At 74.3% G+C, this 24,845-nt stretch carries 28 protein-coding genes; 21 read left to right on the top strand and 7 right to left on the bottom strand.

The features are described 5' to 3' along the window. Positions 1-24: 24 nt before the first annotated feature. From hisD to ACFYOJ_RS06470, 9 genes are all read left to right on the top strand, one after another. Complete coding sequence (gene hisD, locus ACFYOJ_RS06510; RefSeq protein WP_356552067.1) at positions 25-1,350, top strand: histidinol dehydrogenase; 1,326 nt, start codon at positions 25-27, stop codon at positions 1,348-1,350. Then, entirely contained in the window at positions 1,347-2,456 is a 1,110-nt protein-coding gene (locus ACFYOJ_RS06505; RefSeq protein WP_356552065.1) for a histidinol-phosphate transaminase, read from the top strand. Before hisD ends, ACFYOJ_RS06505 begins: the two co-directional genes overlap by 4 nt. Then, a complete protein-coding gene (gene hisB, locus ACFYOJ_RS06500) occupies positions 2,453-3,046 on the top strand; it encodes an imidazoleglycerol-phosphate dehydratase HisB (RefSeq protein ID WP_019328035.1) in 594 nt (197 codons plus the stop codon). The genes ACFYOJ_RS06505 and hisB overlap by 4 nt, the downstream gene beginning before the upstream one ends. Before the next feature lie 2 nt (positions 3,047-3,048). Then, positions 3,049-3,213 carry a hypothetical protein gene (locus tag ACFYOJ_RS06495; RefSeq protein ID WP_356552064.1) on the top strand — a complete coding sequence of 55 codons (165 nt, stop codon included), beginning with the start codon at positions 3,049-3,051 and terminating at the stop codon, positions 3,211-3,213. After that, on the top strand, positions 3,210-3,863 hold the full coding sequence (gene hisH / locus ACFYOJ_RS06490) for an imidazole glycerol phosphate synthase subunit HisH (RefSeq protein ID WP_356552225.1): 654 nt from the start codon (positions 3,210-3,212) through the stop codon (positions 3,861-3,863). The genes ACFYOJ_RS06495 and hisH overlap by 4 nt, the downstream gene beginning before the upstream one ends. A gap of 17 nt (positions 3,864-3,880) precedes the next feature. Then, on the top strand, positions 3,881-4,606 hold the full coding sequence (gene priA / locus ACFYOJ_RS06485) for a bifunctional 1-(5-phosphoribosyl)-5-((5-phosphoribosylamino)methylideneamino)imidazole-4-carboxamide isomerase/phosphoribosylanthranilate isomerase PriA (RefSeq protein ID WP_356552224.1): 726 nt from the start codon (positions 3,881-3,883) through the stop codon (positions 4,604-4,606). Then, positions 4,603-5,013, top strand: coding sequence for a RidA family protein (locus ACFYOJ_RS06480; protein WP_356552062.1), 411 nt, complete (start codon positions 4,603-4,605; stop codon positions 5,011-5,013). The genes priA and ACFYOJ_RS06480 overlap by 4 nt, the downstream gene beginning before the upstream one ends. Then, positions 5,010-5,765, top strand: a complete 756-nt coding sequence (gene hisF, locus ACFYOJ_RS06475; protein WP_356552060.1) for an imidazole glycerol phosphate synthase subunit HisF — start codon at positions 5,010-5,012, stop codon at positions 5,763-5,765. The genes ACFYOJ_RS06480 and hisF overlap by 4 nt, the downstream gene beginning before the upstream one ends. An 82-nt stretch (positions 5,766-5,847) precedes the next feature. Further along, complete coding sequence (locus ACFYOJ_RS06470; RefSeq protein ID WP_356552058.1) at positions 5,848-7,038, top strand: MFS transporter; 1,191 nt, start codon at positions 5,848-5,850, stop codon at positions 7,036-7,038. A 62-nt stretch (positions 7,039-7,100) separates the two neighbouring features. Here the strand turns inward: ACFYOJ_RS06470 and ACFYOJ_RS06465 are convergent, their stop codons facing one another. After that, a complete protein-coding gene (locus ACFYOJ_RS06465; RefSeq protein WP_356552056.1) occupies positions 7,101-7,736 on the bottom strand; it encodes a TIGR03085 family metal-binding protein in 636 nt (211 codons plus the stop codon). 83 nt (positions 7,737-7,819) lie between these two features. Between ACFYOJ_RS06465 and hisI the strand changes: the two genes are divergently transcribed. The 11 genes from hisI to lgt all read left to right on the top strand — a co-directional run bounded on the left by hisI (position 7,820) and on the right by lgt (position 16,739). Then, a complete protein-coding gene (gene hisI, locus ACFYOJ_RS06460) occupies positions 7,820-8,248 on the top strand; it encodes a phosphoribosyl-AMP cyclohydrolase (protein ID WP_356552054.1) in 429 nt (142 codons plus the stop codon). Positions 8,249-8,277: 29 nt separating this feature from the next. Next, positions 8,278-9,768, top strand: a complete 1,491-nt coding sequence (locus ACFYOJ_RS06455) for an anthranilate synthase component I (protein ID WP_356552222.1) — start codon at positions 8,278-8,280, stop codon at positions 9,766-9,768. Positions 9,769-9,830: 62 nt separating this feature from the next. Continuing rightward, positions 9,831-10,472, top strand: coding sequence for a TIGR02234 family membrane protein (locus tag ACFYOJ_RS06450; protein WP_356552052.1), 642 nt, complete (start codon positions 9,831-9,833; stop codon positions 10,470-10,472). Between the two features lie 184 nt (positions 10,473-10,656). Next, positions 10,657-10,908, top strand: a complete 252-nt coding sequence (locus tag ACFYOJ_RS06445) for an HGxxPAAW family protein (RefSeq protein WP_356552050.1) — start codon at positions 10,657-10,659, stop codon at positions 10,906-10,908. Between the two features lie 92 nt (positions 10,909-11,000). Beyond that, positions 11,001-11,465, top strand: a complete 465-nt coding sequence (locus ACFYOJ_RS06440) for a DUF2752 domain-containing protein (RefSeq protein ID WP_356552048.1) — start codon at positions 11,001-11,003, stop codon at positions 11,463-11,465. Between the two features lie 117 nt (positions 11,466-11,582). Beyond that, positions 11,583-12,392: an indole-3-glycerol phosphate synthase TrpC gene (gene trpC / locus ACFYOJ_RS06435; RefSeq protein ID WP_356552047.1), complete on the top strand. Its 810-nt coding sequence runs from the start codon at positions 11,583-11,585 to the stop codon at positions 12,390-12,392. Between the two features lie 19 nt (positions 12,393-12,411). After that, complete coding sequence (gene trpM / locus ACFYOJ_RS06430) at positions 12,412-12,660, top strand: tryptophan biosynthesis modulator TrpM (RefSeq protein WP_356552045.1); 249 nt, start codon at positions 12,412-12,414, stop codon at positions 12,658-12,660. 55 nt (positions 12,661-12,715) lie between these two features. Beyond that, on the top strand, positions 12,716-13,999 hold the full coding sequence (trpB, locus tag ACFYOJ_RS06425) for a tryptophan synthase subunit beta (RefSeq protein WP_356552043.1): 1,284 nt from the start codon (positions 12,716-12,718) through the stop codon (positions 13,997-13,999). Continuing rightward, positions 13,996-14,811, top strand: coding sequence for a tryptophan synthase subunit alpha (gene trpA / locus ACFYOJ_RS06420; protein ID WP_356552041.1), 816 nt, complete (start codon positions 13,996-13,998; stop codon positions 14,809-14,811). Before trpB ends, trpA begins: the two co-directional genes overlap by 4 nt. Positions 14,812-14,897: 86 nt before the next feature. Further along, positions 14,898-15,680, top strand: coding sequence for a thioredoxin domain-containing protein (locus ACFYOJ_RS06415; protein ID WP_356552039.1), 783 nt, complete (start codon positions 14,898-14,900; stop codon positions 15,678-15,680). A 111-nt stretch (positions 15,681-15,791) separates the two neighbouring features. Further along, entirely contained in the window at positions 15,792-16,739 is a 948-nt protein-coding gene (gene lgt / locus ACFYOJ_RS06410) for a prolipoprotein diacylglyceryl transferase (protein ID WP_356552038.1), read from the top strand. Positions 16,740-16,811: 72 nt separating this feature from the next. Here lgt and ACFYOJ_RS06405 read toward each other — a convergent pair whose 3' ends face one another. The 6 genes from ACFYOJ_RS06405 to ACFYOJ_RS06380 are packed head-to-tail and all read right to left on the bottom strand — an operon-like array spanning position 16,812 to position 23,805. After that, positions 16,812-17,636, bottom strand: coding sequence for an aldolase/citrate lyase family protein (locus ACFYOJ_RS06405; RefSeq protein ID WP_356552036.1), 825 nt, complete (start codon positions 17,634-17,636; stop codon positions 16,812-16,814). Then, positions 17,633-18,859 carry a CoA transferase gene (locus tag ACFYOJ_RS06400; protein ID WP_356552034.1) on the bottom strand — a complete coding sequence of 409 codons (1,227 nt, stop codon included), beginning with the start codon at positions 18,857-18,859 and terminating at the stop codon, positions 17,633-17,635. Before ACFYOJ_RS06400 ends, ACFYOJ_RS06405 begins: the two co-directional genes overlap by 4 nt. After that, positions 18,841-20,223, bottom strand: coding sequence for an ADP-ribosylglycohydrolase family protein (locus tag ACFYOJ_RS06395; protein ID WP_356552032.1), 1,383 nt, complete (start codon positions 20,221-20,223; stop codon positions 18,841-18,843). The genes ACFYOJ_RS06400 and ACFYOJ_RS06395 overlap by 19 nt, the downstream gene beginning before the upstream one ends. Continuing rightward, a complete protein-coding gene (locus ACFYOJ_RS06390) occupies positions 20,211-21,386 on the bottom strand; it encodes an ADP-ribosylglycohydrolase family protein (RefSeq protein WP_356552030.1) in 1,176 nt (391 codons plus the stop codon). The genes ACFYOJ_RS06395 and ACFYOJ_RS06390 overlap by 13 nt, the downstream gene beginning before the upstream one ends. After that, positions 21,383-22,648 (bottom strand): ADP-ribosylglycohydrolase family protein, encoded by a 1,266-nt coding sequence (locus ACFYOJ_RS06385; protein WP_356552029.1) that lies wholly within the window; start codon positions 22,646-22,648, stop codon positions 21,383-21,385. The genes ACFYOJ_RS06390 and ACFYOJ_RS06385 overlap by 4 nt, the downstream gene beginning before the upstream one ends. Then, the gene (locus ACFYOJ_RS06380; protein WP_356552028.1) at positions 22,645-23,805 is read right to left on the bottom strand and encodes an ADP-ribosylglycohydrolase family protein; all 1,161 of its coding nucleotides are present in this window, start codon (positions 23,803-23,805) and stop codon (positions 22,645-22,647) included. Before ACFYOJ_RS06380 ends, ACFYOJ_RS06385 begins: the two co-directional genes overlap by 4 nt. Positions 23,806-24,063: 258 nt before the next feature. On the opposite strand from ACFYOJ_RS06380, the gene ACFYOJ_RS06375 reads away from it, so the two are divergent. Then, positions 24,064-24,795, top strand: coding sequence for a VIT1/CCC1 transporter family protein (locus ACFYOJ_RS06375; RefSeq protein ID WP_356552027.1), 732 nt, complete (start codon positions 24,064-24,066; stop codon positions 24,793-24,795). The last annotated feature ends 50 nt before the right edge of the window (positions 24,796-24,845 follow it).

Below are 24,845 nucleotides of genomic sequence, written 5' to 3'. Positions count from 1 at the left end.
CGCGGGTCTGAGAGAATTGGTTCCGTGATCTCCCGAATCGATCTGCGCGGCGACGCCCTCCCCGAGGGTCCCGCCCTGCGCGACCTGCTGCCCCGAGCCGACTTCGACGTCGCGGCCGCCCTGGAGAAGGTGCGCCCGATCTGCGAGGCCGTGCATCATCGTGGCGACGCGGCGCTGATCGACTTCGCCGAGCAGTTCGACGGGGTCGAGCTGGACCAGGTCCGGGTTCCGGTCGCCGCGCTCACGCGCGCGCTGGAGGAGCTCGACCCGGCGGTGCGCGCCGCCCTGGAGGAGTCCATCAGGCGTGCCCGTCTCGTCCACCGCGCACAGCGCCGCACCACCCACACCACCCAGGTCGTCCCCGGCGGCTCGGTCACCGAGAAGTGGGTGCCGGTCGAGCGCGTCGGCCTGTACGCGCCCGGCGGGCGCTCCGTCTACCCGTCGTCCGTGGTCATGAACGTCGTCCCGGCCCAGGAGGCCGGCGTCGGGTCCATCGCGCTCGCCTCTCCCGCCCAGGCGGAGTTCGGCGGCCTGCCGCACCCCACGATCCTCGCCGCCTGCGCCCTGCTCGGCGTCGACGAGGTGTACGCGGCCGGCGGCGCCACCGCCGTCGCGATGTTCGCGTACGGCACCGAGTCCTGCCCGCCCGCCAACATGGTCACCGGCCCCGGCAACATCTGGGTCGCCGCCGCCAAGCGGTACTTCACCGGGAAGATCGGCATCGACGCCGAGGCCGGCCCGACCGAGATCGCCGTCCTCGCCGACTCGACGGCCGACCCGGCGCACGTCGCCTCCGACCTGATCAGCCAGGCCGAGCACGACCCGCTGGCCGCCGCCGTCCTCGTCACCGACTCCGTGGAGCTGGCCGACGCCGTCGAGCGCGAGCTGGAGCCGCAGGTCGCGGCCACCAAGCACATCGACGACCGGATCGTGCCCGCGCTCAAGGGACGCCAGTCCGCGATCGTCCTGGTCGACGGCGTCGACGAGGGCCTGCGCGTCGTCGACGCCTACGGCGCCGAGCACCTGGAGATCCAGACCGCCGACGCCGCCGCCGTCGCCGAGCGCGTCAAGAACGCCGGCGCGATCTTCGTCGGCCCCTGGGCGCCGGTCTCGCTGGGCGACTACGCGGCCGGCTCCAACCACGTCCTGCCCACCGGCGGCTGCGCCTGCCACTCCTCGGGCCTGTCGGTCCAGTCCTTCCTGCGCGGCATCCACATCGTCGACTACACGCGGGACGCCCTCGCCGAGGTCGCGCACCACGTGGTGACGCTGGCGGAGGCGGAGGACCTGCCCGCGCACGGCGCGGCGATCAAGGCGCGGTTCGAGTGGAAGGTGCCCCAGAGCAAGTGACGTTCGGAATCGACGATCTGCCCGTACGGGACGAGCTGCGCGGCAAGTCCCCCTACGGCGCGCCCCAGCTGGACGTGCCGGTACGGCTGAACACCAACGAGAACCCCTACCCGCTGCCCGAGGCGCTGGTCGAGCGGATCACCGAGCGGGTCCGCGAGGCCGCCCGCCACCTCAACCGCTACCCGGACCGGGACGCGGTCGAACTGCGCACCAGGCTCGCCGAGTACCTGACGAACACCACCGGCCACCCCCTGGACGCGGGCAACGTCTGGGCGGCCAACGGCTCCAACGAGGTCATCCAGCAGCTGCTGCAGACCTTCGGCGGCCCCGGCCGCACCGCGATCGGCTTCGAGCCGTCGTACTCGATGCACGCCCTCATCGCGCGCGGCACCGGCACCGGCTGGATCTCCGGCCCGCGCCACGAGGACTTCACCATCGACGTGCCCGCCGCCGAGCGGGCGATCGCCGAGCACCGCCCGGACGTCGTCTTCGTCACGACCCCCAACAACCCCACCGGCAACGCGGTCCCGGCCGAGGCGGTCCTCGCCCTGTACGAGGCCGCGCAGACCGCGAAGCCCTCCATGGTCGTGGTCGACGAGGCGTACATCGAGTTCAGCCACGGCGATTCGCTGCTGCCGCTGCTGGAGGGCCGGCCGAACCTCGTGATCTCCCGCACCATGTCGAAGGCGTTCGGCGCCGCCGGCCTGCGCCTCGGCTACCTCGCCGCGCACCCGGCCGTCGTCGACGCCGTCCAGCTCGTCCGGCTGCCGTACCACCTGTCCGCCGTCACCCAGGCGACCGCGCTGGCCGCCCTGGAGCACACGGACACCCTGCTGAAGTACGTCGAGCAGCTCAAGGCCGAGCGGGACCGGCTCGTCGCCGAACTGCGCGCCATCGGCTACGAGGTGACCGAGTCCGACGCCAACTTCGTCCAGTTCGGACGGTTCGCGGACTCCCACGCCACCTGGCGGAGGATCCTCGACCGGGGTGTCCTGGTCCGGGACAACGGCGTACCGGGCTGGCTGCGGGTCACCGCCGGCACCCCGGAGGAGAACGACGCGTTCCTCGACGCGGTCCGTGAAGTCAAGAAGGAGCAGAACACATGAGCCGCGTGGGACGCGTGGAGCGTACGACCAAGGAGACCTCGGTCCTCGTCGAGATCGATCTCGACGGCACCGGAAAGACCGACATCGCCACCGGCGTCGGCTTCTACGACCACATGCTCGACCAGCTCGGCCGGCACGGTCTGTTCGACCTGACCGTGAAGACCGACGGCGACCTGCACATCGACTCCCACCACACCATCGAGGACACCGCCCTCGCGCTCGGCGCCGCCTTCAAGCAGGCCCTCGGCGACAAGGTGGGCATCTACCGCTTCGGCAACTGCACGGTCCCGCTGGACGAGTCCCTCGCCCAGGTCACCGTCGACCTGTCCGGCCGCCCCTACCTCGTGCACACCGAGCCCGAGAAGATGGCGCCGATGATCGGCGAGTACGACACCACGATGACCCGGCACATCCTGGAGTCCTTCGTCGCCCAGGCCCAGATCGCCCTGCACGTGCACGTGCCCTACGGGCGCAACGCGCACCACATCGTGGAGTGCCAGTTCAAGGCGCTGGCCCGGGCCCTGCGCTACGCCAGCGAGCGCGACCCGCGCGCGGCCGGCATCCTGCCTTCCACGAAGGGCGCGCTGTAACCATGAACGGATCGTCCACCGCACTGATCGTCGTCGGCCTCTTCTTCGTCGGCGGCGTCATCTCCTTCGCCAAGCAGAAGATGCCCAGGGGCCTCATCGTGCTGCTGTGCATCGGAGCCGCGCTGAGCCTGTTCGCGGGCATCTCCAGGCTGGAGGTGTGGAATTGACCCCGGTGAACCCCGCCGCCAAGAAGGTCGTCGTCTTCGACTACGGCTTCGGCAACGTCCGTTCCGCCGAACGCGCCCTCGCGCGCGCGGGAGCCGACGTCGAGATCACCCGTGACTACGACAAGGCCATGAACGCCGACGGGCTGCTGGTCCCCGGCGTCGGAGCCTTCGCCGCCTGCATGGACGGCCTCAGGGCCGCGCGCGGCGACTGGGTCGTCGAACGCCGGCTGGCCGGCGGGCGCCCGGTGATGGGCATCTGCGTCGGCATGCAGATCCTCTTCGCCCGCGGCATCGAGCACGGCGTGGAGGCCGAGGGCCTGGAGGAGTGGCCCGGCACGGTCGGCCCGCTCCAGGCCGACGTCGTCCCCCACATGGGCTGGAACACCGTCGAGGCACCGGCCGGCTCCCAGCTCTTCGCCGGCCTGGACGCGGACGCCCGCTTCTACTTCGTGCACTCCTACGCCGTCCACGACTGGTCGCTGGAGACGCACAACCCACGGATCGACGCCCCCAAGGTCACCTGGGCCACGCACGGCAAACCCTTCGTGGCCGCCGTGGAGAACGGTGCCCTGTGGGCCACCCAGTTCCACCCGGAGAAGTCCGGCGACGCCGGCGCCCAGCTCCTCACCAACTGGATCGAGACCCTGTAGAGATGAGCCCGGTAGAGATGAGCAAGCTCGAACTCCTCCCCGCCGTCGACGTCCGCGACGGCCAGGCCGTCCGCCTCGTACACGGCGAGTCCGGCACCGAGACCTCCTACGGCTCCCCGCTGGACGCAGCCCTCGCCTGGCAGCGCTCCGGCGCCGAGTGGCTGCACCTGGTCGACCTGGACGCCGCGTTCGGCACCGGGGACAACCGCGAGCTGATCGCCGAGGTCGCCAGGGCCATGGACATCAAGGTGGAGCTGTCCGGCGGCATCCGCGACGACGACACCCTCGCCGCCGCCCTCGCCACCGGCTGCACCCGCGTCAACCTCGGCACGGCCGCCCTGGAGACCCCCGAGTGGGTCGCCAAGGTCATCGCCGAGCACGGCGACAAGATCGCCGTCGGCCTCGACGTACGCGGCACCACCCTGCGCGGCCGCGGCTGGACCCGCGACGGCGGCGACCTCTACGAGACGCTGGAGCGCCTCGACAAGGAGGGCTGCGCCCGCTACGTCGTCACCGACATCGCCAAGGACGGCACCCTGCAGGGCCCCAACCTGGAGCTCCTGAAGAACGTCTGCGCGGCCACCGACCGCCCCGTCGTCGCCTCCGGCGGCGTCTCCTCCCTGGACGACCTGCGCGCCCTCGCCGGTTTGGTCCCGCTCGGTGTCGAGGGGGCCATCGTCGGGAAGGCCCTGTACGCGAAGGCGTTCACCCTGGAAGAGGCCCTGGAGGCGGTAGCCCGGTGAGCGACGTACGACGCGTCACCACAGGAGCGCCCTGGGAGGAGTCGTTCGGCTACTCCCGGGCGGTCCAGCTGCCGAACGGCCTCGTGCTGGTCGCCGGCTGCACGTCCGTCGTGGACGGCCAGATCGCCGACGGCGGTCCTTACGAGCAGACGGTCAATGCCTTCAACGTCGCGTTCGGGGCGCTGGAGGAGCTGGGTCTCGGCCGTGACGATGTCGTACGGACACGTATGTACATCACCCATGCCCGCGACGTGGACGAGGTGGGGCGCGCCCACAAGGAGCTGTTCGACTCCGTCCGCCCCGCCGCATCCATGATCATCGTCTCCGGCTTCGTCGACCCCAGCCTGGTGGTCGAGGTCGAAGTGGAGGCGTTCCGCCCCGGCGGAGAACACGGAGTACCCGCATGAGCCTGGCCGTACGAGTCATCCCCTGCCTGGACGTGGACAACGGCCGGGTCGTCAAGGGCGTCAACTTCCAGAACCTGCGCGACGCGGGCGACCCCGTCGAGATGGCCAAGGTGTACGACGCCGAGGGCGCCGACGAGCTGACGTTCCTGGACATCACCGCCTCGTCGGGCGACCGCGAGACGACCTACGACGTGGTGCGCCGCACCGCCGAGCAGGTGTTCATCCCGCTCACGGTCGGCGGCGGCGTGCGCACCGCCGACGACGTGGACAGGCTGCTGCGGGCCGGCGCGGACAAGGTCGGCGTCAACACCGCCGCCATCGCCCGCCCGGACCTGATCCGTGAGATCGCCGAGCGCTTCGGCCGCCAGGTCCTCGTCCTGTCGGTCGACGCCCGCCGCACCGAGGCCGGCACCTTCGAGGTGACCACCCACGGCGGCCGGCGCGGCACCGGCATCGACGCCGTGGAGTGGGCCCACCGCGCCGCCGAGCTGGGCGCGGGGGAGATCCTGCTCAACTCGATGGACGCGGACGGCACGAAGGACGGCTACGACCTGGAGATGATCGCGGCGGTCCGCAAGCACGTGACCGTCCCCGTCATCGCCTCCGGCGGCGCGGGCCGCCTCGCCGACTTCCCCCCGGCCGTCGAGGCGGGCGCGGACGCGGTCCTCGCCGCCTCCGTCTTCCACTTCGGCGACCTGCGCATCGGCGAGGTGAAGGAGACGCTCCGGACGGCGGGGCACCCTGTCCGCTAGCCCGGGACGCAGCAGGCGGCGGACCGTCCCCGTCACGGACACGCCCCTCCCCGCCGCCCTCCCCGCCCACCGCGACACCAACGTGCTGCGGTGGGTCGCCGCCTACACCGCCTCCATGCTCGGCGACACCGTCTTCTTCCTGGCGCTGTCCTGGGCCGCCGTGCGCAGCGGCAGCCCCGCCGAGGCCGGGATCGTCACCGCCGTGAGCGCGGTGCCGCGGGCACTGCTCATGCTCGGTGGCGGGGTGATCGCCGACCGGCTGGGCCCGCGCCGGGTCGTCATCGGCAGCGACGCCGTACGCTGCGTCATGGTCCTGACGGTCGCCGCGGTCCTCTTCGCGACCGACCCCGGGCTGTGGCTGCTGGTGCTGCTCGCCGTCGTCTTCGGCACCGTCGACGCCGTGTTCATGCCCGCCGTCGGGGCGCTCCCGGCGCGGATCACCGGCAAGGACCAGCTCGCCCGCGTCCAGGGCATGCGCGGCCTCGCCGTCCGGTTCGCCGCCGTCGTGGGCGCCCCGCTGGGCGGGCTCGGCGTGGCGGCCGGCGGGCCGGCGGCCGCCTTCGCGCTCGCCGGGGCGCTGATCGCCGTGTCGGTGCCGCTGCTGGTGTCCGTCCGGATGCGGGACCTGCCGCCGGACGACACCGCGGGAGCCGCCGGGGACGGCACCGCGTGGCACGACCTGCGGGCCGGTCTGCGCCACATCCGCGGCCACCGCGTCCTCGCCCCGCTGATGGTGGTCATCGCCCTCGGCGACCTCGGCTTCGTCGGCCCCCTCAACGTCGGCCTGACGCTGCTGGCGGACGAACGCGGTTGGGGCGCTTCCGGCCTCGGCTGGGTCCTCGCCGGATTCGGCACGGGAGCAGGTGCGGCGGCCCTGCTGCTGACCGTACGCGGACGCGTGCCGCACGCCGGGTGCGTCGCCGGCGGTGCCATCATCCCCGGCGCCGCCGCGATCGCCGCCCTCGCGTACGTGCCGGCCGTCGCCGCCGCCGTCGGTGTCGCGGTGCTCGTCGGGCTGCTCACCGGACTCAGCGGCGCCGTGTGCGGGGCCCTGCTGCAGACCCAGTCGGCCCCCGCCTACCTGGGGCGGGTCACCGCGGTCGCCGGCCTCGTCAGTCTCGGCATCGCGCCGCTCGGCATGCCGCTGTCCGCCGCCGCCATCGGCGTCTGGGGCACCGGGCCCGTCTTCACCGTCAGCGCCGCGGTCTGTGCCCTCAGCGGGCTCGTCGCCCTGTGCGCCCCCGGCCTGCGGCGGGCCGAACTACCGCGGTGACGCCGTCGGCAGCCGGGGCTGCGCCCCGGGCCGCCGTGCCGCACCGGGGTGCCGGCGGCCGCTCAGATCCCCAGCCGCTTCGTCTCGCCCAGCCGGGCGATCGCGTCCTTCTCGCCCTCCAGCTCCACCTTCGCCGCGCTCTGCCGCCCGTACGCGAACAGCAGCAGCTCGGAGGGCTCGCCCGTCGCCGTCACCACCGGCGTGCCCCGGTGGGCGACCGCCGTCTGGCCGTTCGGGCGGCGCAGCACCAGGCCCGTCGGGATGCCGCGGCCCATCAGACGGGCGGTGCGCTCCAGCCGGGACCACAGGGCGTCCTGGAAGACCGGATCCAGCTCGCGCGGCGACCAGTCCGGCTGGGCACGGCGGACGTCCTCGGCGTGCACGTAGAACTCCACCGTGTTCGCCGCCTCGTCGACCTGCTTGAGCTGGAACGGCGAGAACCGCGGCGGCCCGGTGCGGATCAGCTGGAGCAGTTCCTCGTAGGGCTTCGCGCCGTACTCCTCCATCACCCGGTCCAGACGGGACGCCAGCTGCTTGATCAGAGTGCCGCCCGCGGCGTCCGGACGGCGCTCGCGCACCACCACGTGCGCCGCCAGGTCCCGGGTCCGCCAGCCCTCGCACAGAGTGGGGGCGTCCGGGCCCGCCGTCTCCAACAGGTCGGCGAGCAGAAGTCGTTCACGCTTCGCGAATGTCGACATGCCTGCCAGCCTACGGCCGCCCGCCGGGTCCGCCCAGTGGACGGCGCGGGAGCGTGTCGGTCCCGCGCGGCACAATGGGCCCCATGACCAGCAGCTCCCCCCGGCGGCCCAGCCCGCTCGCCCCGGAGATCGCCGACCGCCTCAAGCGCAGCGCCGACGGCCTCCTGCCCGCCATCGCCCAGCAGTACGACACCGGGGAGGTGCTGATGCTCGGCTGGATGGACGACGAGGCGCTGCACCGCACGCTGACCACGGGCCGCTGCACCTACTGGTCGCGCAGCCGCCGGGAGTACTGGGTCAAGGGCGACACCTCCGGGCACGTCCAGCACGTGAAGTCCGTCGCCCTGGACTGCGACGCCGACACCGTCCTGGTCAAGGTCGACCAGGTCGGCGCCGCCTGCCACACCGGCGCCCGCACCTGCTTCGACGCCGACGTGCTCCTCGCCGACGGCACGGACGCGGCGGACGGCGCCGACGGTTCGGTCGCCGGTGCGTCCGGCGCGGATCAGTAGGGTCTGCCGACATGGACGACACGGACGTCATGGACCTCGACACCTTCCGCAAGCTGGCCGCCGACCGCCGCGTGATCCCGGTCAGCCGCAAGCTCCTCGCCGACGGCGACACCCCGGTCGCCCTGTACCGCAAGCTCGCCGCCGAACGCCCCGGCACCTTCCTGCTGGAGTCCGCGGAGAACGGCCGCTCCTGGTCCCGGTACTCCTTCGTCGGCGTCCGCAGCGCCGCCACCCTCACCGAGAAGGACGGGCAGGCCCACTGGCAGGGCACCCCGCCCGTCGGCGTCCCCACCGGCGGCGACCCGCTCGCCGCCCTGCGCGCCACCGTCGAGGCCCTGCACACCCCGCGCGACCTCGCCCACGACCTGGGCCTGCCCCCCTTCACCGGCGGCATGGTCGGCTACCTCGGCTACGACATCGTGCGCCGCCTGGAGAAGGTCGGCCCCGGCGAGCGCGACGACCTGAGGCTGCCCGAGCTGACCATGCTGCTCACCAGCGACCTCGCCGTCATGGACCACTGGGAGGGCTCGGTCCTGCTGATCGCCAACGCGATCAACCACAACGACCTGGAGACCGGCGTCGACGAGGCCTACGCCGACGCGGTCGCCCGCCTGGACGCCATGGAGGCCGACCTCACCCGCGCGGTCGCCCAGCCCCCGGCCGCGCTGCCGCCCTCCGAGCTGCCCGAGTACACCGCGCTGTGGGGCGGCCCCGACTTCCAGGAGGCGGTCGAGGACATCAAGGAGCGCATCCGCGCCGGCGAGGCCTTCCAGGTCGTCCCCTCCCAGCGCTTCGAGACGCCCTGCACCGCGAGCGCCCTGGACGTCTACCGGGTCCTGCGGGCCACCAACCCCTCCCCGTACATGTACCTGCTCCGCCTCGACGGCTTCGACGTCGTCGGCTCGTCCCCCGAGGCGCTGGTCAAGGTCGAGGACGGGCGGGCCATGGTCCACCCCATTGCCGGTACCCGCCCCCGCGGCACCACCCCGCAGGAGGACCAGGCCCTCGCCGAGGAACTGCTCGCCGACCCCAAGGAGCGCGCCGAGCACCTCATGCTCGTCGACCTCGGCCGCAACGACCTCGGACGCGTCTGCGAACCCGGCTCGGTCGAGGTCGTCGACTTCATGTCCGTCGAGCGGTACTCGCACGTCATGCACATCGTCTCGACGGTCACCGGACGGGTCGCCCCCGGCCGCACCGCCTTCGACGTGCTCACCGCCTGCTTCCCGGCCGGCACCCTCTCCGGCGCCCCCAAGCCGCGCGCCCTGCAGATCATCGACGAGCTCGAACCCTCCCGCCGCGGCCTGTACGGCGGCTGCGTCGGCTACCTCGACTTCGCCGGCGACTCCGACACCGCCATCGCCATCCGCACCGCCCTCCTGCGCGACGGCACCGCCTATGTCCAGGCCGGCGCCGGCGTCGTCGCCGACTCCGACCCGGCCGCCGAGGACACCGAGTGCCGCAACAAGGCGGCGGCGGTGCTCCGCGCGGTGCACACGGCCAACCGGCTGGGGCGATAGGGCCATTCTCACGCCGCCGATTCCGAACCCCGGGTGACGGTTCGCCCGGGGTTCGGGCGATAGTGGAACACGTGACAGCTGTTCCCTCCCCCCGTGCCCCCGCCGCCGGCCCCGCCCGGGCCGGCCGCCGCAGCCTCGCCGCCGCCCTGCTGTGCGGCGCGCTCGGCGCGGCCGTCGCCCTGCTCGCCACCCGCCAGGAGTGGTCCCGGGGCACCGCGACGGTGGCGGGCGGCGACTTCCCCCTGACCGTCAAGGGCAGCGACGTCACGGGCGTCCCCGCGGCGCTCGCCATAGTCGGCCTCGCCGCGCTCGTCGCCGTCTTCGCCGTCCGCCGCGCGGGCCGCCTCGCCGTCGCCGCCCTGCTCGCGCTCAGCGGCGCGGGCACCGTCGCCGCGGCCCTGGCCGGCGCGTCCGACAGCTCCGCGCTCGACGAGAAGGCCGCCGAGGCCGCCGGCGACACCTCGGCCACCGTGGACGCCCTCTCCCACACGGCCTGGCCCTACGTCGCCGCCGCGGGCGGCGTCCTCCTCCTGCTGGCCGGACTCCTCGCCCTGCGCTACGGCCGCCTGTGGCCCGCCATGTCCGGCCGCTACGAACGCGACGGGACGCCCCGCCCGCGCCGCAGACCGCAGACGACCGACCCGGACCGCCCCGAGGACCTCTGGAAGGCCCTCGACCGCGGCGAGGACCCGACCGGCGCCTGATCCCGGCCACCCGCGCGGTTCGGCCGCGCACGCATGGGCACCCGTGGACCCGCCACGCACGCCCGTGCGACCGGCGCCGCCCCCGCGCGCGGACGCGCACCCCCGCTCACGGCGCGCGCGCCCGTGCGGGACAATGGGCACGAGCACCCTGCTCAGACACGTACACAGCAACGAGGAGCAAGCAATGGCGGGCAGCAGCCACGGTCACACCCCGGCCGCCTGGACCGGTGTCATCATCGCCTTCATCGGTTTCTGCATCGCGGGCCTCTTCATGGTGGCGGCCCAGCCGGTGGGTTTCTGGGCCGGCATGGCGGTCGTGCTCCTCGGCGGCGCCGTGGGCGGCATCATGCGCATGATGGGCCTCGGCCAGCCGAAGCAGAACCACCCGGTGCACCAGGTCGCCGAGAAGCGCGAGCCGGCCGGCGCCAAGGGCTGACCGACGCCGTTCTCGGTACTTCCTGAGGGGTGGACCGGCACCTGGGTGCCGGGGCCGCCCCTCACGTGCGCGTGCGGACGGTGCGGGGCAGAATGCGGGACGTGGACGCCGACACCCGCAAACCGACAGGCGGCAGGGCCGACCCTCCGTCGAACGCGACGGCCGTCGCCGCCCGCCTGGCCGTACCGGCCGGAGTGCTGGCCGCCGTCGCCGCCGCCTTCGCCTACGTGGGCAGCGTCGACCCCAACGAACCCGGCCACTACCCCGTCTGCCCGCTGCTGCGCCTCACCGGCCTCTACTGCCCCGGCTGCGGCGGCCTGCGCAGCGCCCACGCCTTCGTCCACGGGGACCTCCTGACCGCCCTGCAGGCCAACGCCCCGGCCGTCCTCGGCTACCTGGGCCTCGCCGCCCTGTGGACCGTGTGGGTGATCCGCGCGGCACGCGGCCGGCCCCTCAGGGTCGACCTGGGACCGGTGCACCTGTGGACCCTGGGCACCGTGCTGCTGGTCTTCACCGTGGTCCGGAACCTGCCGTTCGGCGGCTGGCTCCGTCCCTGACCGCATCCCGCCCGTCCAGGTACTGGGACCGTCGTCCACCGGATGCGAGGCATGCTCTCCCCTGCGGATACCATCGGAGTGACCACAGGTTTCGCCGTCTGAAAGGGGGCCGCTCGCGTGAGCGTGCTCGACGAGATCATCGACGGAGTCCGTGCCGACCTCGCGGAACGGCAGGCACGCGTCAGCCTCGACGAGCTCAAGGAGCGTGCGGCCAGGGCCCGTCCCGCCCAGGACGGCGTCAGCGCCCTGCGCGGCGACGGCGTCAAGGTCATCTGCGAGGTCAAGCGCTCCAGCCCGTCCAAGGGCGCGCTGGCCGCCATCGCCGACCCGGCCGGACTCGCCGCGGACTACGAGGCCGGCGGCGCGGCCGTCATCTCCGTCCTCACCGAGCAGCGACGCTTCGGCGGCTCGCTGGCCGACCTGGACTCGGTCCGCGCGCGCGTCGACATCCCCGTGCTGCGCAAGGACTTCATCGTCACCTCGTACCAGCTGTGGGAGGCCCGGGCGCACGGCGCCGACCTCGCCCTGCTGATCGTGGCGGCCCTCGACCAGCCCGCCCTCGAGTCGCTGATCGAGCGCGCCGAGTCCATCGGGCTCACCCCGCTCGTCGAGGTGCACGACGAGGACGAGGTCGAGCGCGCGGTGGACGCCGGCGCCAGGATCATCGGCGTCAACGCGCGCAACCTGAAGACCCTGGAGGTCGACCGCGGCACGTTCGAGCGGGTCGCCCCGGAGATCCCCGCGCACATCGTCAAGGTCGCCGAGTCCGGCGTCCGCGGCCCGCACGACCTCATCGCCTACGCCAACGAGGGCGCCGACGCCGTCCTGGTCGGCGAGTCCCTGGTCACCGGCCGCGACCCGAAGACGGCCGTCGCCGACCTGGTGGCCGCGGGCGAGCACCCGGCACTGCGGCACGGACGCGGCTGACCTCGGTAGGCTGTCCCCGATGACTTCCCCGCTCACCCAGGCAACCCGGGACCCGTACGCCCGCCTCGCGCGCGGCTGCCGGCCCCGGGGCTGCCGTGCCCCCGCACGCCGGGTGCACGGCCGCCGGGTGCGGTACGTCATCGGTGACGAGCCGGGGCAGGTCAACGGCATGCGATGGCAGAGCCCCGCGAGGGGCGCGGGGCTGTACCCGATCCGCGGCTGCCGTCGCGCGGGCGCGACCGGTCACGGCCGGCCCGCAGAGGTCTGACACCCCCGCCCCACGGCGATCACGTCCCACCAGAGACTCACCGTGAGGTACACGCATGCCCAGCGACTTCTTCATCCCCGACCCCGAGGGACAGGTCCCCAGCCCCGAGGGCTACTTCGGCGCGTTCGGCGGCAAGTTCATCCCGGAGGCCCTCGTCGCAGCCGTCGACCAGGTCGCCGTCGAGTACGAAAAGGCCAAGTCCGACCCGGAGTTCGCCCGTGAGCTCGACGATCTGCTCGTCCACTACACCGGCCGCCCCTCGTCCCTCACCGAGGTCCCCCGTTTCGCCGCCGAAGCCGGCGGAGCCCGGATCTTCCTCAAGCGCGAGGACCTGAACCACACCGGCTCGCACAAGATCAACAACGTGCTCGGCCAGGCCCTGCTCACCAAGCGCATGGGCAAGACCCGCGTCATCGCCGAGACCGGCGCCGGCCAGCACGGCGTGGCCACCGCCACCGCCTGCGCCCTGTTCGGCCTCGACTGCACCATCTACATGGGCGAGATCGACACCCGGCGCCAGGCCCTCAACGTGGCCCGGATGCGCATGCTCGGCGCCGAGGTCGTCGCCGTGAAGTCCGGCAGCCGCACGCTGAAGGACGCCATCAACGAGGCCTTCCGCGACTGGGTCGCCAACGTCGACCGCACCCACTACCTCTTCGGCACCGTCGCGGGCCCCCACCCCTTCCCGGCGATGGTCCGCGACTTCCACCGCGTCATCGGCGTCGAGGCCCGCCGCCAGATCCTGGAGCGGGCCGGACGCCTCCCCGACGCCGCGATCGCCTGCGTCGGCGGCGGCTCCAACGCCATCGGCCTCTTCCACGCCTTCATCCCCGACACCGGCGTCCGCCTCATCGGCTGCGAGCCCGCCGGACACGGCGTGGAGACCGGCGAGCACGCGGCCACCCTGACCGCCGGCGAGCCCGGCATCCTGCACGGCTCCCGCTCCTACGTCCTCCAGGACGACGAGGGCCAGATCACCGAGCCGTACTCCATCTCGGCCGGCCTGGACTACCCCGGCATCGGCCCGGAGCACGCCTACCTCAAGGACTCCGGCCGCGGCGAGTACCGCGCGGTCACCGACGACGCCGCCATGCAGGCCCTGCGCCTGCTGTCGCGCACCGAGGGCATCATCCCGGCCATCGAGTCCGCCCACGCGCTGGCCGGCGCCATCGAGGTCGGCAGGGAACTGGGCCCGGACGGGCTGATCGTCGTCAACCTGTCCGGCCGCGGCGACAAGGACATGGACACCGCCGCCCGCTACTTCGGGCTGTACGACACCGACGCCGAGGTCGCCGAGGACGTCTCCGGCACCGCCGAGATCGAGGGGGACGCCAAGTGAGCGGAAACGTGCAGCTGCTGAACGACACCCTCGCCGCGGCGAAGGCCGAGGGCCGCGCCGCCCTCATCGCCTACCTCCCGGCCGGCTTCCCGACCGTGGACGGCGGCATCGAGGCGGTCAAGGCCGCCGTCGAGGGCGGCGCCGACGTCGTCGAGGTCGGCCTGCCGCACAGCGACCCCGTCCTGGACGGCCCGGTCATCCAGACCGCCGACGACATCGCCCTGCGCGGCGGCGTGCGGATCGCCGACGTGATGCGCACGGTCCGCGAGGCGCACGAGGCCACCGGCAGGCCGATCCTCGTCATGACCTACTGGAACCCCATCGACCGCTACGGCGTCGAGCGGTTCACCGCCGAGCTCGCCGAGGCGGGCGGCGCCGGCTGCATCCTGCCCGACCTGCCCGTGCAGGAGTCGGCGCTGTGGCGGGAGCACGCGGACAAGCACGGCCTCGCCACCGTCTTCGTCGTCGCCCCCAGCAGCAGGGACGAGCGGCTCGCCGAGATCACCGCGGCCGGCAGCGGCTTCGTCTACGCCGCCTCCCTCATGGGCGTCACCGGCACCCGCGAGTCGGTCGGCGCACAGGCCGAGGACCTGGTCCGGCGCACCCGCGCCACCACGGACACCCCGGTCTGCGTCGGGCTCGGCGTCTCCAACGCCGCGCAGGCCGCCGAGGTCGCCGGCTTCGCCGACGGCGTGATCGTGGGCTCCGCCTTCGTCAAGCGGATGCTGGACGCCCCCGACGAGGCGGCCGGCCTGGAGGGCGTCCGCGCGCTCGCCGCCGACCTGGCGAAGGGCGTCCGCGGACAGGTGTGACCGCGGACACATGACTGGGGTCCCTCGTACGGGTGGACCTGGGACCGGGGAGGCGCTGAGCGCCTCCCCGGTTCGTTCTGCGGGGTGTGAGCGAGAAGAACCGAGAGGGAAAGCGCACCGCCCGGCAGAAGCTGGCGGCCGAGCGCGAGAAGCAGAAGTCCCGGGACAAGCGCCGCCGCGCGCTGATCGTCGGCGCGAGCACGGTCTGCGTCCTGGGCCTCGCGGCGGTGATCGGCGTGGTCGCCGCGAACGCCGGCAAGGACGACGGCAGCGAGTCCGCGGGCCCGGTCGTGGCGCCCTCGGGCGCCCAGGGCAAGGACGGCCTCGCCATCCCGGTCGGCAAGGAGAGCGCCGGGTCGACGCTCACCGTCTGGGAGGACTTCCGCTGCCCGGCCTGCAAGTCCTTCGAGCTGGCCTACCGCGACACGATCCACGAGCTCACCGCCGCCGGACAGCTCAAGGTCGAGTACCACCTGGCGACGATCATCGACGGCAACATGGGCGGCACCGGCTCCCGCAAGGCCGCCAACGCCGCCGCCTGCGCCCAGGACGCCGGGAAGTTCCCGGCCTACCACGACGTGCTGTTCACCGACCAGCCCGCCGAGGCCGACGACGCGTACGCCGACGAGGACAGGCTGATCGACCTGGCCGGCAAGGTCGACGGCCTCGACACACCCGCCTTCCAGGAGTGCGTCAGGAACGGCACGCACGACAGCTGGGTGGAGAAGTCCGACAAGGCCTTCCGCGCCGGCGGCTTCAGCGGCACGCCGACGGTCCTGCTGGACGGCAAGAACATCTACCAGGACCGGAGCATGACCCCGGCCAAGCTGAAGAAGATGGTGCAGGACGCCGACAAGCAGGGCGGCTGAACGGGGCGGCGGCGGGGCGTTCACGGAGCGCCCCCTTCCGCCGCCCGTTACGGAGACGTAGCCGGGCTGCCCGCCGCGGGCCCCGTCCCACACGGTAGCGTCGGACCTGCCATGGAACTTGCCTTCATTCCCAGCCCGTCGCGCGGGGTGCTGCACCTCGGTCCCGTCCCGCTGCGCGGCTACGCGTTCTGCATCATCATCGGCGTCTTCGTTGCCGTCTGGCTCGGCAACAGGCGCTGGATCGCCCGCGGCGGGCGGGCCGGCACGGTGGCCGACATCGCGGTCTGGGCCGTTCCCTTCGGCCTGATCGGCGGCCGGCTCTACCACGTGATCACGGACTACCAGCTGTACTTCAGCGAGGGCCGTGACTGGGTCGACGCCTTCAAGATCTGGGAGGGCGGTCTCGGCATCTGGGGCGCCATCGCCTTCGGCGCGGTCGGAGCCTGGATCGGCGCCCGGCGCCGCGGCATCCCGCTCCCGGCCTACGCCGACGCCGTCGCCCCCGGCATCGCCCTCGCCCAGGCTCTCGGCCGCTGGGGCAACTGGTTCAACCAGGAGCTGTACGGCAGGGCCACCGACCTGCCCTGGGCCGTGGAGATCACCTCGTCGGCCGACGGACGGGTGCCCGGCACCTACCACCCGACCTTCCTGTACGAGTCGCTGTGGTGCATCGGCGTCGCCCTGCTCGTCATCTGGGCCGACCGCCGCTTCACGCTCGGCCACGGACGGGCCTTCGCCCTGTACGTCGCCGCGTACTGCGCGGGCCGCTTCTGGATCGAGTACATGCGCGTCGACGACGCCCACCACATCCTGGGCCTCAGGCTGAACAACTGGACCGCGCTCTTCGTGTTCCTGCTCGCCGTGGTGTACATGGTGGTCTCGGCGAGGACCCGGCCCGGCCGGGAGGCCGTGGTGGAACCCGGCGCGGAGACCGGCGACGGTGCTTCCGAGGACACCGAGGACACCGGCGGCACCGAGGCTTCCAAGGACGGCAAGGACGGCAAGGGGACCCGGAACGACACCGTGAAGGACGGGGCAGGGTCGGCCGAGAAGGCCTGACCGGACACCGCGCCGCGGCCGCCGTGTCCGTGCCGAGGGCGCCCGGGGACCCCCGGGCGCCCTCGGCACGTCTCAGGACAGGACCGGCCGCCGGGCCAGCGACAGGGTGCGCCGGGCCGTCGCCACCACCGCCGCGTCGACGAACCGCCCGTCCGGCAGCGCCTGGGCGCCGGGCCGCGCGGCGGCCGCCTCGAGGACCGTCTCCGCCTCCTCCAGCTCCCGCTCGGTCGGCAGATAGGCCCGCTCGATGACCGGCAGCTGACGGGGGTGGATCGCGGCCCGCCCGAGGAAACCCAGGGCACGGCCGTGGGCGCAGGACGCCGCCAGGCCCTCCAGGTCCCGGGTGTCCGGATGCACCGCCTGCGCGGGCGGCGCCAGCCCCGCCGCCCGCGCCGCCACCACCACCCGCGCACGCGACCAGTCCAGACCCGCGTCCCCCCGCACCCCCAGGTCGGCGCGGAGGTCGGCCTCCCCGAGCGCGATGCCCCGCAGCGACGGATGGGCGACGGCGACCGCGTACGCCCGCTCCACGCCCAGGGCCGTCTCCAGCAGCGCGTACAGGGGCGGCCCGCCGCCGGCCCCGGCGACGGCGGTGATCTGCGCGGGGGAGGTCACCTTGGGCAGCCGCAGCCCGGACAGTCCCGGCAGCGCGGCCAGCGCCGCCAGGTCCGCCGCGGCCAGCGGCCCGTCCAGGGCGTTCACCCGCACGTGCACCGGCACCGGCTGCGGGTCGGCCAGCAGCTCCGCGGTGCAGGCACGGGCGTACTCCTTGCGGTCCGGGGCGACCGCGTCCTCCAGGTCGATCACGACGACGTCGGCCCCGGCCGCCAGCGCCCCGGCCACCACCCGGGGCCGGTCCCCGGGCGCGTACAGCCAGGTCAGCGGGGGCGCCGTCATACGACTCCCGCCTCGCGCAGCTCCTTCACGTCCGCCGGGGTCAGGCCCAGCTCGGCCAGCACCTCCTCGGTGTCCGCGCCGTGCGGGCGGCCCGCCCAGCGGATCGCGCCGGGGGTGGCGGAGAGCCGGAAGAGGACGTTCTGCATGCGCAGCGGGCCCAGCTCCGGATCGTCGACGGTGGTGATGGTGCCGAGGGCCCGGTACTGCGGGTCGTCCATCACGTCCCGCACGTCCTGGACGGGGGCGACGGCGGCCTCCGCCTCCTCGAAGGCGGCGAGCACCTCGGCGCGGGTGTGCCGGGCGATCCAGTCGCCGACCGCCGCGTCCAGCACGTCGGTGTGCCGGGCCCGGTCGGCGCCCGACGCGAACCACGGCTCGTCGATCAGCTCCGGGCGGCCCACCAGGCGCATCACCCGCTCGGCGACCGACTGGGCGGAGGTGGAGACGGCGACCCAGGTGCCGTCGGCGGTGCGGTAGGTGTTGCGCGGGGCGTTGTTCTGGGAGCGGTTGCCGGTGCGCGGCTGGACGTGGCCGAGCTGGTCGTACCAGATCGGCTGCGGGCCCAGCACGGTCAGGATCGGCTCGATGATCGCCATGTCGACGACCTGCCCCTCGCCGGTGAGGTCGCGGGCGGACAGGGCCGTCGTCACGGCGAACGCCGTCGCCAGCGCGGCGATCGAGTCGGCGAGCCCGAAGGGCGGCAGCGTCGGCGGCGCGTCCGGTTCGCCGGTCATCGCGGCGAAGCCGCTCATCGCCTCGGCGAGCGTGCCGAAGCCGGGGCGGCGCGCGTACGGGCCGGTCTGCCCGAAGCCGGTGACCCGGGTGAGGACCAGCCGCGGGTTGACGGCCGACAGCTCGTCCCAGCCCAGGTCCCACTTCTCCAGGGTGCCCGGGCGGAAGTTCTCGATGACGACGTCCGCGGTCGAGACCAGCCGGAGCAGGGTGGTGCGGCCGGCGGGCTTCGACAGGTCGAGGGTGATCGTGCGTTTGTTGCGGCCCAGCATCTTCCACCACAGACCCACGCCGTCCTTCGACGGTCCGTGGCCCCGGGAGGGGTCGGGGCGGGTGGGGTGCTCGACCTTGACGACGTCGGCGCCGAAGTCGCCGAGCAGGGTGGCGGCGAGCGGGCCCGCGAAGAGGGTGGCGAGATCGAGGACGCGCAGCCCGGCCAGGGGGGCCGGGACGGGCGCGGGGGCGGGGGGTGTCACGACGGGCCGGGGCATGAGCGGGTGGCCTCCGTGTGGGTGAGGTGGGCGAGGGTGTCGAAGCCGATGCCGTCGAAGTCGCCGACGGAGGTGGCCAGGCGGTTCTTCAGCGGGGCCGTCCAGTGCTCGGGCAGGGCGGCAGGGTGACCGGCGAGCAGGCCGGCGACGCTGCCGGCGGTGGCGCCGTTGGAGTCGGTGTCCCAGCCTCCCGACACGGCCCGGGCGACCGAGCCGGTGAAGTCGCCGTCCGCGTGGGTGAGGGCGGCGGCGATCAGGGCGGTGTTGGGCACGGCGTGCACCCAGTGGTGGGCGGGGGAGTGGACGGCGTGGAGCGCGTCCACGACGGCGTCGAAGTCGTCGTGCGTCTCGGCGAGCCGGATGCCCTGCCGGACGGCCCTCTCGAGGCGTGATCCGGACGGGACGACCGTGAGGCCGGTGCGCAGGCAGGCGTGGACGTCACGGGTGCCGCCGGCGGCGTCGGCGATGACGGCCGCCGCGAACATCGCCGCGTGGACGCCGCTGCCGGTGTGGCTGAGCGTCGCGTCGCGGTGCGCCTGTTCGGCGGCGGCGGCCGGGTCGCCCGGGTTGGTCCAGCCGTGCACGTCGGCGCGGATCAGGGCGCCGATCCACTCCCGGAAGGGGTTGCGGTGGCGGGCGGTGTGCGGGGGTTCCAGGCCGGTGAGGAGGTTGCGGTAGGCGACGCGCTCGGCGGTGAAGGCGCGCCCGGCGGGGAGTTCGTCGAGCCAGAGACGGGCGACGTCGGCGGTGGTGAAGGCCCGGCCGTGACGCCGGAGCAGCAGGAGGTTGAGCAGCGGGTAGTTCAGGTCGTCGTCCTCCGGCATGCCGTCGATGTTCTCGGCCAGGGAGGTGGCCGCCGAGCGGCGGTTCCAGGGGTGGGCGGCGAGGAGCTCCCCGGGGATGCCCCGGGCCGTGAAGTACGTGGTGGGGGGCCAGTTGCCGGCGGCCCGGGCGAGGAGGCGGACGGCGTGCAGGGGGAGTTTCTCGACGGGCTTGCCGAGGAGGCAGCCGGCCGCCCGGCCCAGCCAGGCGGCCTCCAGACGGCCGGCGGACACGGCCGGGGGTGTGACGGGGCGCGGCGGGGGCCAGTGCGGGCACCGCGCCCTGATGTCGTCCAGTTCCGTCGGCTCCGCCGCCGCCGACGGGTCCGGCAGAGCGGCCAGTTCGTCCAGCAGCTCCTCCGCCAGCGCCCGCAGGTACGGGGAGGTCCCTCCGGGGGAGGCGCCCGCCCGGGCGGGCGCCTCGTGGCCGCCCGCCGCGCGCCAGCGGGCGGCGACCGCCGACGCGTCGCGGCCGTCCAGCGCGGCCTGGCGCAGTTCGTGCCCGATCAGGTCCTCGGGCTGCACCCAGGTCAGCCGGAGCATTCCGCACCCCCGAGCGCGGCGAACGCCCGCTCGTGCGCGCGGCGCCGTCGCACGTCCCGCGCGAACACCTCCCGGGCCACCCCGGTGAGCGTCGCCGCCGGCTCCCACAGGTCCAGGCGGCTCGCCTCGGCGACCTGCTTCGCCCACTCCTCCGGGACCGGTGAGCCCAGCGCCCCGGCCAGCGCGCCCGCCATCGTGGCGATGGAGTCGCAGTCGCGGCCGTAGTTCACCGCCCCGAGGACCGCGTGCCGGTAGTCCCCGCCCGCCACCAGCAGCATGCCCAGGGCGACGGGGAGCTCCTCGATCGCGTGCAGCCGGGAGGGGCGGCGGGCGCCCAGCGAGGGGGCGCGGTAGTCGGGGCCGACCGTGTCGTAGGGGGCGACGGCCTCCCGCAGCGGAGCGAGCGCCGACTCGAAGTCCGAGTGGCGCGAGGCGACGCCGGCGACCGCCTCGATCGCCGCCCGGGTGCCGTCCTTCGCCAGGGACAGGCAGGCCGACAGCACCGACTCCGGGGTGGCGCCGGGCGCGCAGGCCGCCGCGACCGCCGCCGCGAAGACCCCGGCCGCCTCCCGGCCGTACGACCACTGGTGGGCGCCCGCCACGTCCAGCGCCTCGGTGTACGCGCCCGCCGGGTTCGCCGCGTTGACCAGGCCGACCGGGGCCGTGTACATGGCCGCGCCGCAGTTGACGATGTTGCCGGTGCCGGCCTCGCGCGGGTCGACGTGGCCGTAGTGGATCCGTGCCACCAGCCACTTCTCCGCCAGGAAGATCCGCTGGAGGGGGAGCGCCTCCGCCTCCAGCTCCGGGATCCAGCGCGGGTTCGTCATCAGGTCCGGGACCAGGTGCTCGGCGACCGCGTAGGCGTCGAGGTGGTCGCGGACGGTGCCGTAGACCCGGACCAGCGCGTGGGTCATCAGAGTGTCGTCGGTGACGTGTCCGTCGCCCTTGTGGTACGGGGCGATGGGGCGGGCGGTGCGCCAGTCGTCGCCGTTCCAGGGGCCGACGATGCCGTGGATCCGGCCGCCGTGGCGCTGCAGGATCTGTTCGGGGGAGTAGCCCTCGACGGGACCGCCGAGCGCGTCGCCGACGGCCGCGCCGACGAGGGCGCCGGTGACGCGTTCCTCCAGGCTCGCCGTGCCGTTGTGTGGGGTGCGGGCTGTCATGGGGTGCGTCCTCCTTCGGGTCGGGACGGCTGTGCGGCCTGCAGGAGCCCGGCGAGTTCCACCAGGTCCGTGCCGGTGAGCCGGGGCAGCACGCAGCCGGTGAGCGTGCGGCAGGCCTCGCGCCAGGCGGCGGGGACCGACGCGCGGCCGCCCAGGGCGCCGGTGAGGGCGCCCGTCAGCGCCGGGGCGGAGTCGGCGAGGCGGGACAGGCAGGCCGCCGCCGGGACGGCCTCGGCGATCCGGCCCCGGGCGGCGCGGGCCAGGGCGAGGGCGACCGGGACGGTCTCGGCGGCGGCGACGCCGTAGCTGTAGACGTGGTCGACGATCTGGTGCTCCAGCAGCGGGACCAGGGCGAACACGCTCTCCGTCTCGGCCGCCAGGGCGAGCGCCCGCAGGGTGTTGCGGCCGATCTCGGTCTCCTCGGGCAGCTCGGCGAGCGCGGCCGTCACGCAGGTCTCCACGTCGTCGCCGCCGAGGGCGCAGGCCAGTGCCGCCGCCATGGCGCGGGCGCCGTGCACGCCGTCGCCGTCCTGGGTGTAGCGGGCGTCGAACTCGGCGAGGCCGGCGGCGGACCGCGGGGCGCCGGGGTGGGCGACGGCCAGGACGCAGGCCCGCACGCAGGCGGCGTCGTCGAAGTAGTGCGGGTTGTCGTGGCCGGTGGCGGGCGGGCGCAGGCCGGTGGCGAGGTTGCCGAGCCCCGCCCGTACCGAGATGCGGGCGCGCAGCGGCAGCACCGCCGACTCGGCCTCGGGGGCGCGGTCCGCGGCGGCGGCGACCTCGCCGGCGACGGCGTTCCAGGTGAGGTCGATCGCGGCGCGGATCCGGTGCTCCCGGCTCAGGTCGCCGAGCGCGCTGTCGTCCCCGGCGCGCAGCAGGGCCTCCGCCGCGAACGCCGCCCACTCGGCGTCGTCCGACGGGCCGAGGCGCAGGGGCCCCGGGGACTGGTTCAGGGCGATGGGGACGGGGAGGGTGGTGGTGGCGTTCTGCTCGGCGAAGGTGTCCAGCTCGCGGGTGAGGCGCCGGGTCCACTCGGGCATCCGGGCGGCCCGGTGCCGGGCGGCGGGCCAGCCGGCGGCGTCCCCGGCGGCGAGCCCCAGCAGCAGTCCCTCGATCCGTCCGGCCCGCGGGGTCCCGGCCGCCTGCCCGCCCGGTTCGGCCCCGGTCCGGTGACCGCTCCCGGCCACGGCCGCCTCCGCCGCGCCGGGCGGGGCGACGTAGGCGGTGGTGGCGGGCTCCTCCCCGGCGGAACGTCCCCGGCTCACGACGCCACCACCGGGGCCTGGCCGCCGGGCAGGACGCGGGCGGTGCCGGCCGGTTCTCCGGGGACGGCGTCGGCCGGCGCGGCCGGTGCGGTGAGGCCGGGTGCGGTGAGGTCCGGTGCCGTGAGGCCTGGTGCCGTCCTGTCCCCGGTGTCGGGTGTCGTCCCGGCCTCCACAAGCAGGTCCGCCACTTCCAGGACGTGGTGTCCGGCCATCGCCGGCAGGCAGCTGCCGCGGGCCGGCCCGATGGCCGCCGCCCACTCGGCGGGGATGGCGCCGACGCCCTGGGCCGCCCCGGCCAGGGCGCCGGCCACCGCGGCCGTGGTGTCGGCGTCGCGGCCCATGTTCACGGCCGTCAGCACGGCGTCGGTGAAGTCGCCGTCGGCCGCCGCGTACGCCCCGAAGGCGAGGGCGACCGCCTCGGGGGCCAGGTCGGTCCAGGGGTAGCCGCCGATCACCACGGCGGAGCGGACCGCGCGTTCGCCGAGGTGCGCCGCCGTCATCGCGCGGCGCAGACAGCGCGCCGTCCAGGAGTCGTCCGGGACGACGGCCAGGGCGGAGGCCACGACGGCGGCCACCGGCGCTCCCGTCATCGCCGCAGCAACCCCCGCGGCGACCGCCCGGCCGCCGTGGATGCCCTCGCCGTCGTGGCTGACCGAGCCGTCGATCGCCACCAGCCGGGCCGCCTCGGCGGGACGTCCGGCCGCGAACACGCCGTGGGGCGCGGCCCGCATCGCCAGCCCGTCGCTCCAGGCGTGCCGGTGCTGGGCGGAGACGGGGGCGGCCAGGCCCCGGCGCAGGTTCTCCAGGGTGCCGCGCTCACTGAAGCCCGCGCCCCGGAAGGGGCCGTCCTCCCGGTCCGCGATCCACTCGTGCCAGGCGGCCTCCACATGGGCCGGGGTGAGCGCGGACCCGTGCCGGGCGAGCAGCAGGCCGGAGAAGATCGCGTACTCCGTGTCGTCCGTGCCCGACGGCCGCTCGGCCACGTACCCCGTGATGCGGCCCCAGCGGGCGCGGATCTCGGAGGGCTTCATGTTCTCGGCCGGGGCTCCGAGGGCGTCCCCGACGGCCAGACCGAGCAGCGCGCCGCGCGCCCGTTCACGGAGCCGGGCGGCGTCCCCCGGGGCGGGGACCGAGGGAATGCAGGCGGTGGATGCCATGCGGCCTCTCCTCTTCTGCGGCGCCCGAAGAGGCGCACGGCCCTTTGCGGAACTGTCCCCGGTGCGGGACGCCGCGCAGCCTCGCCGGAGGAAGCGTCACCCGGTCGACATATGTGCAGCCATGATCACGGATGAGCGTTTCATGGTAAAGCCGCAGGTAAGCGCAGCCTTTCCTTGCTGGCGAGGCGGAAATGACCGGCGTACATTTGTCGCTGTCAAAAGCTGGAATTTGTCCAAAGTAAGCTCTGGGGGACCCTCGTGGCCATCATCGAGACCGAGGCGGCACTGCACGACGCGCACCGCGACAACCACACGCACCGGGACGTGAACGGCGGCTGGCTGCGCCCCGCCGTCTTCGGCGCCATGGACGGCCTCGTCTCCAACCTCGCCCTGATGACCGGCGTCGCCGGCGGCGCGGCCGGCCAGCAGACCGTCGTGCTCAGCGGCCTCGCGGGCCTGGCCGCCGGCGCCTTCTCCATGGCCGCCGGCGAGTACACCTCCGTCGCCTCGCAGCGCGAGCTCGTCGAGGCCGAGCTGGACGTGGAGCGCCGGGAGCTGAAGAAGCATCCCAAGGACGAGGAGGCCGAGCTGGCCGCCCTCTACCAGGCCCGGGGCGTCGAGCCGGAGCTCGCCCGCGAGGTCGCCCGGCAGCTGTCCCGCGACCCCGAGCAGGCCCTGGAGATACACGCCCGCGAGGAACTGGGCATCGACCCCGGCGACCTGCCCTCCCCGCTGGTCGCGGCCGTGTCGTCCTTCGGCTCCTTCGCCCTCGGCGCCCTGCTGCCCGTCCTGCCCTTCCTGCTCGGCGCGAGCGCGCTGTGGCCCGCCGTCCTGGTGGCGCTCGCCGGCCTGTTCCTGTGCGGCGCGGTGGTGGCCAGGGTGACGGCGCGCAGCTGGTGGTACAGCGGACTGCGGCAGCTCCTCCTCGGCGGCGCGGCGGCCGGTGTGACGTACGCCCTGGGCAGTCTGTTCGGAACGGCCGTAGGATGACCCGGCTCGAACTTATGCGTCGGACCGCATAAGTAGTCGTTACTCGCTGG

This window comes from Streptomyces sp. NPDC006384, assembly GCF_042870695.1.
Lineage (GTDB): Bacteria > Actinomycetota > Actinomycetes > Streptomycetales > Streptomycetaceae > Streptomyces.
Note: the sequence above shows the minus strand (reverse complement) of the source record. Positions and strands in the feature narration are given on the sequence as shown.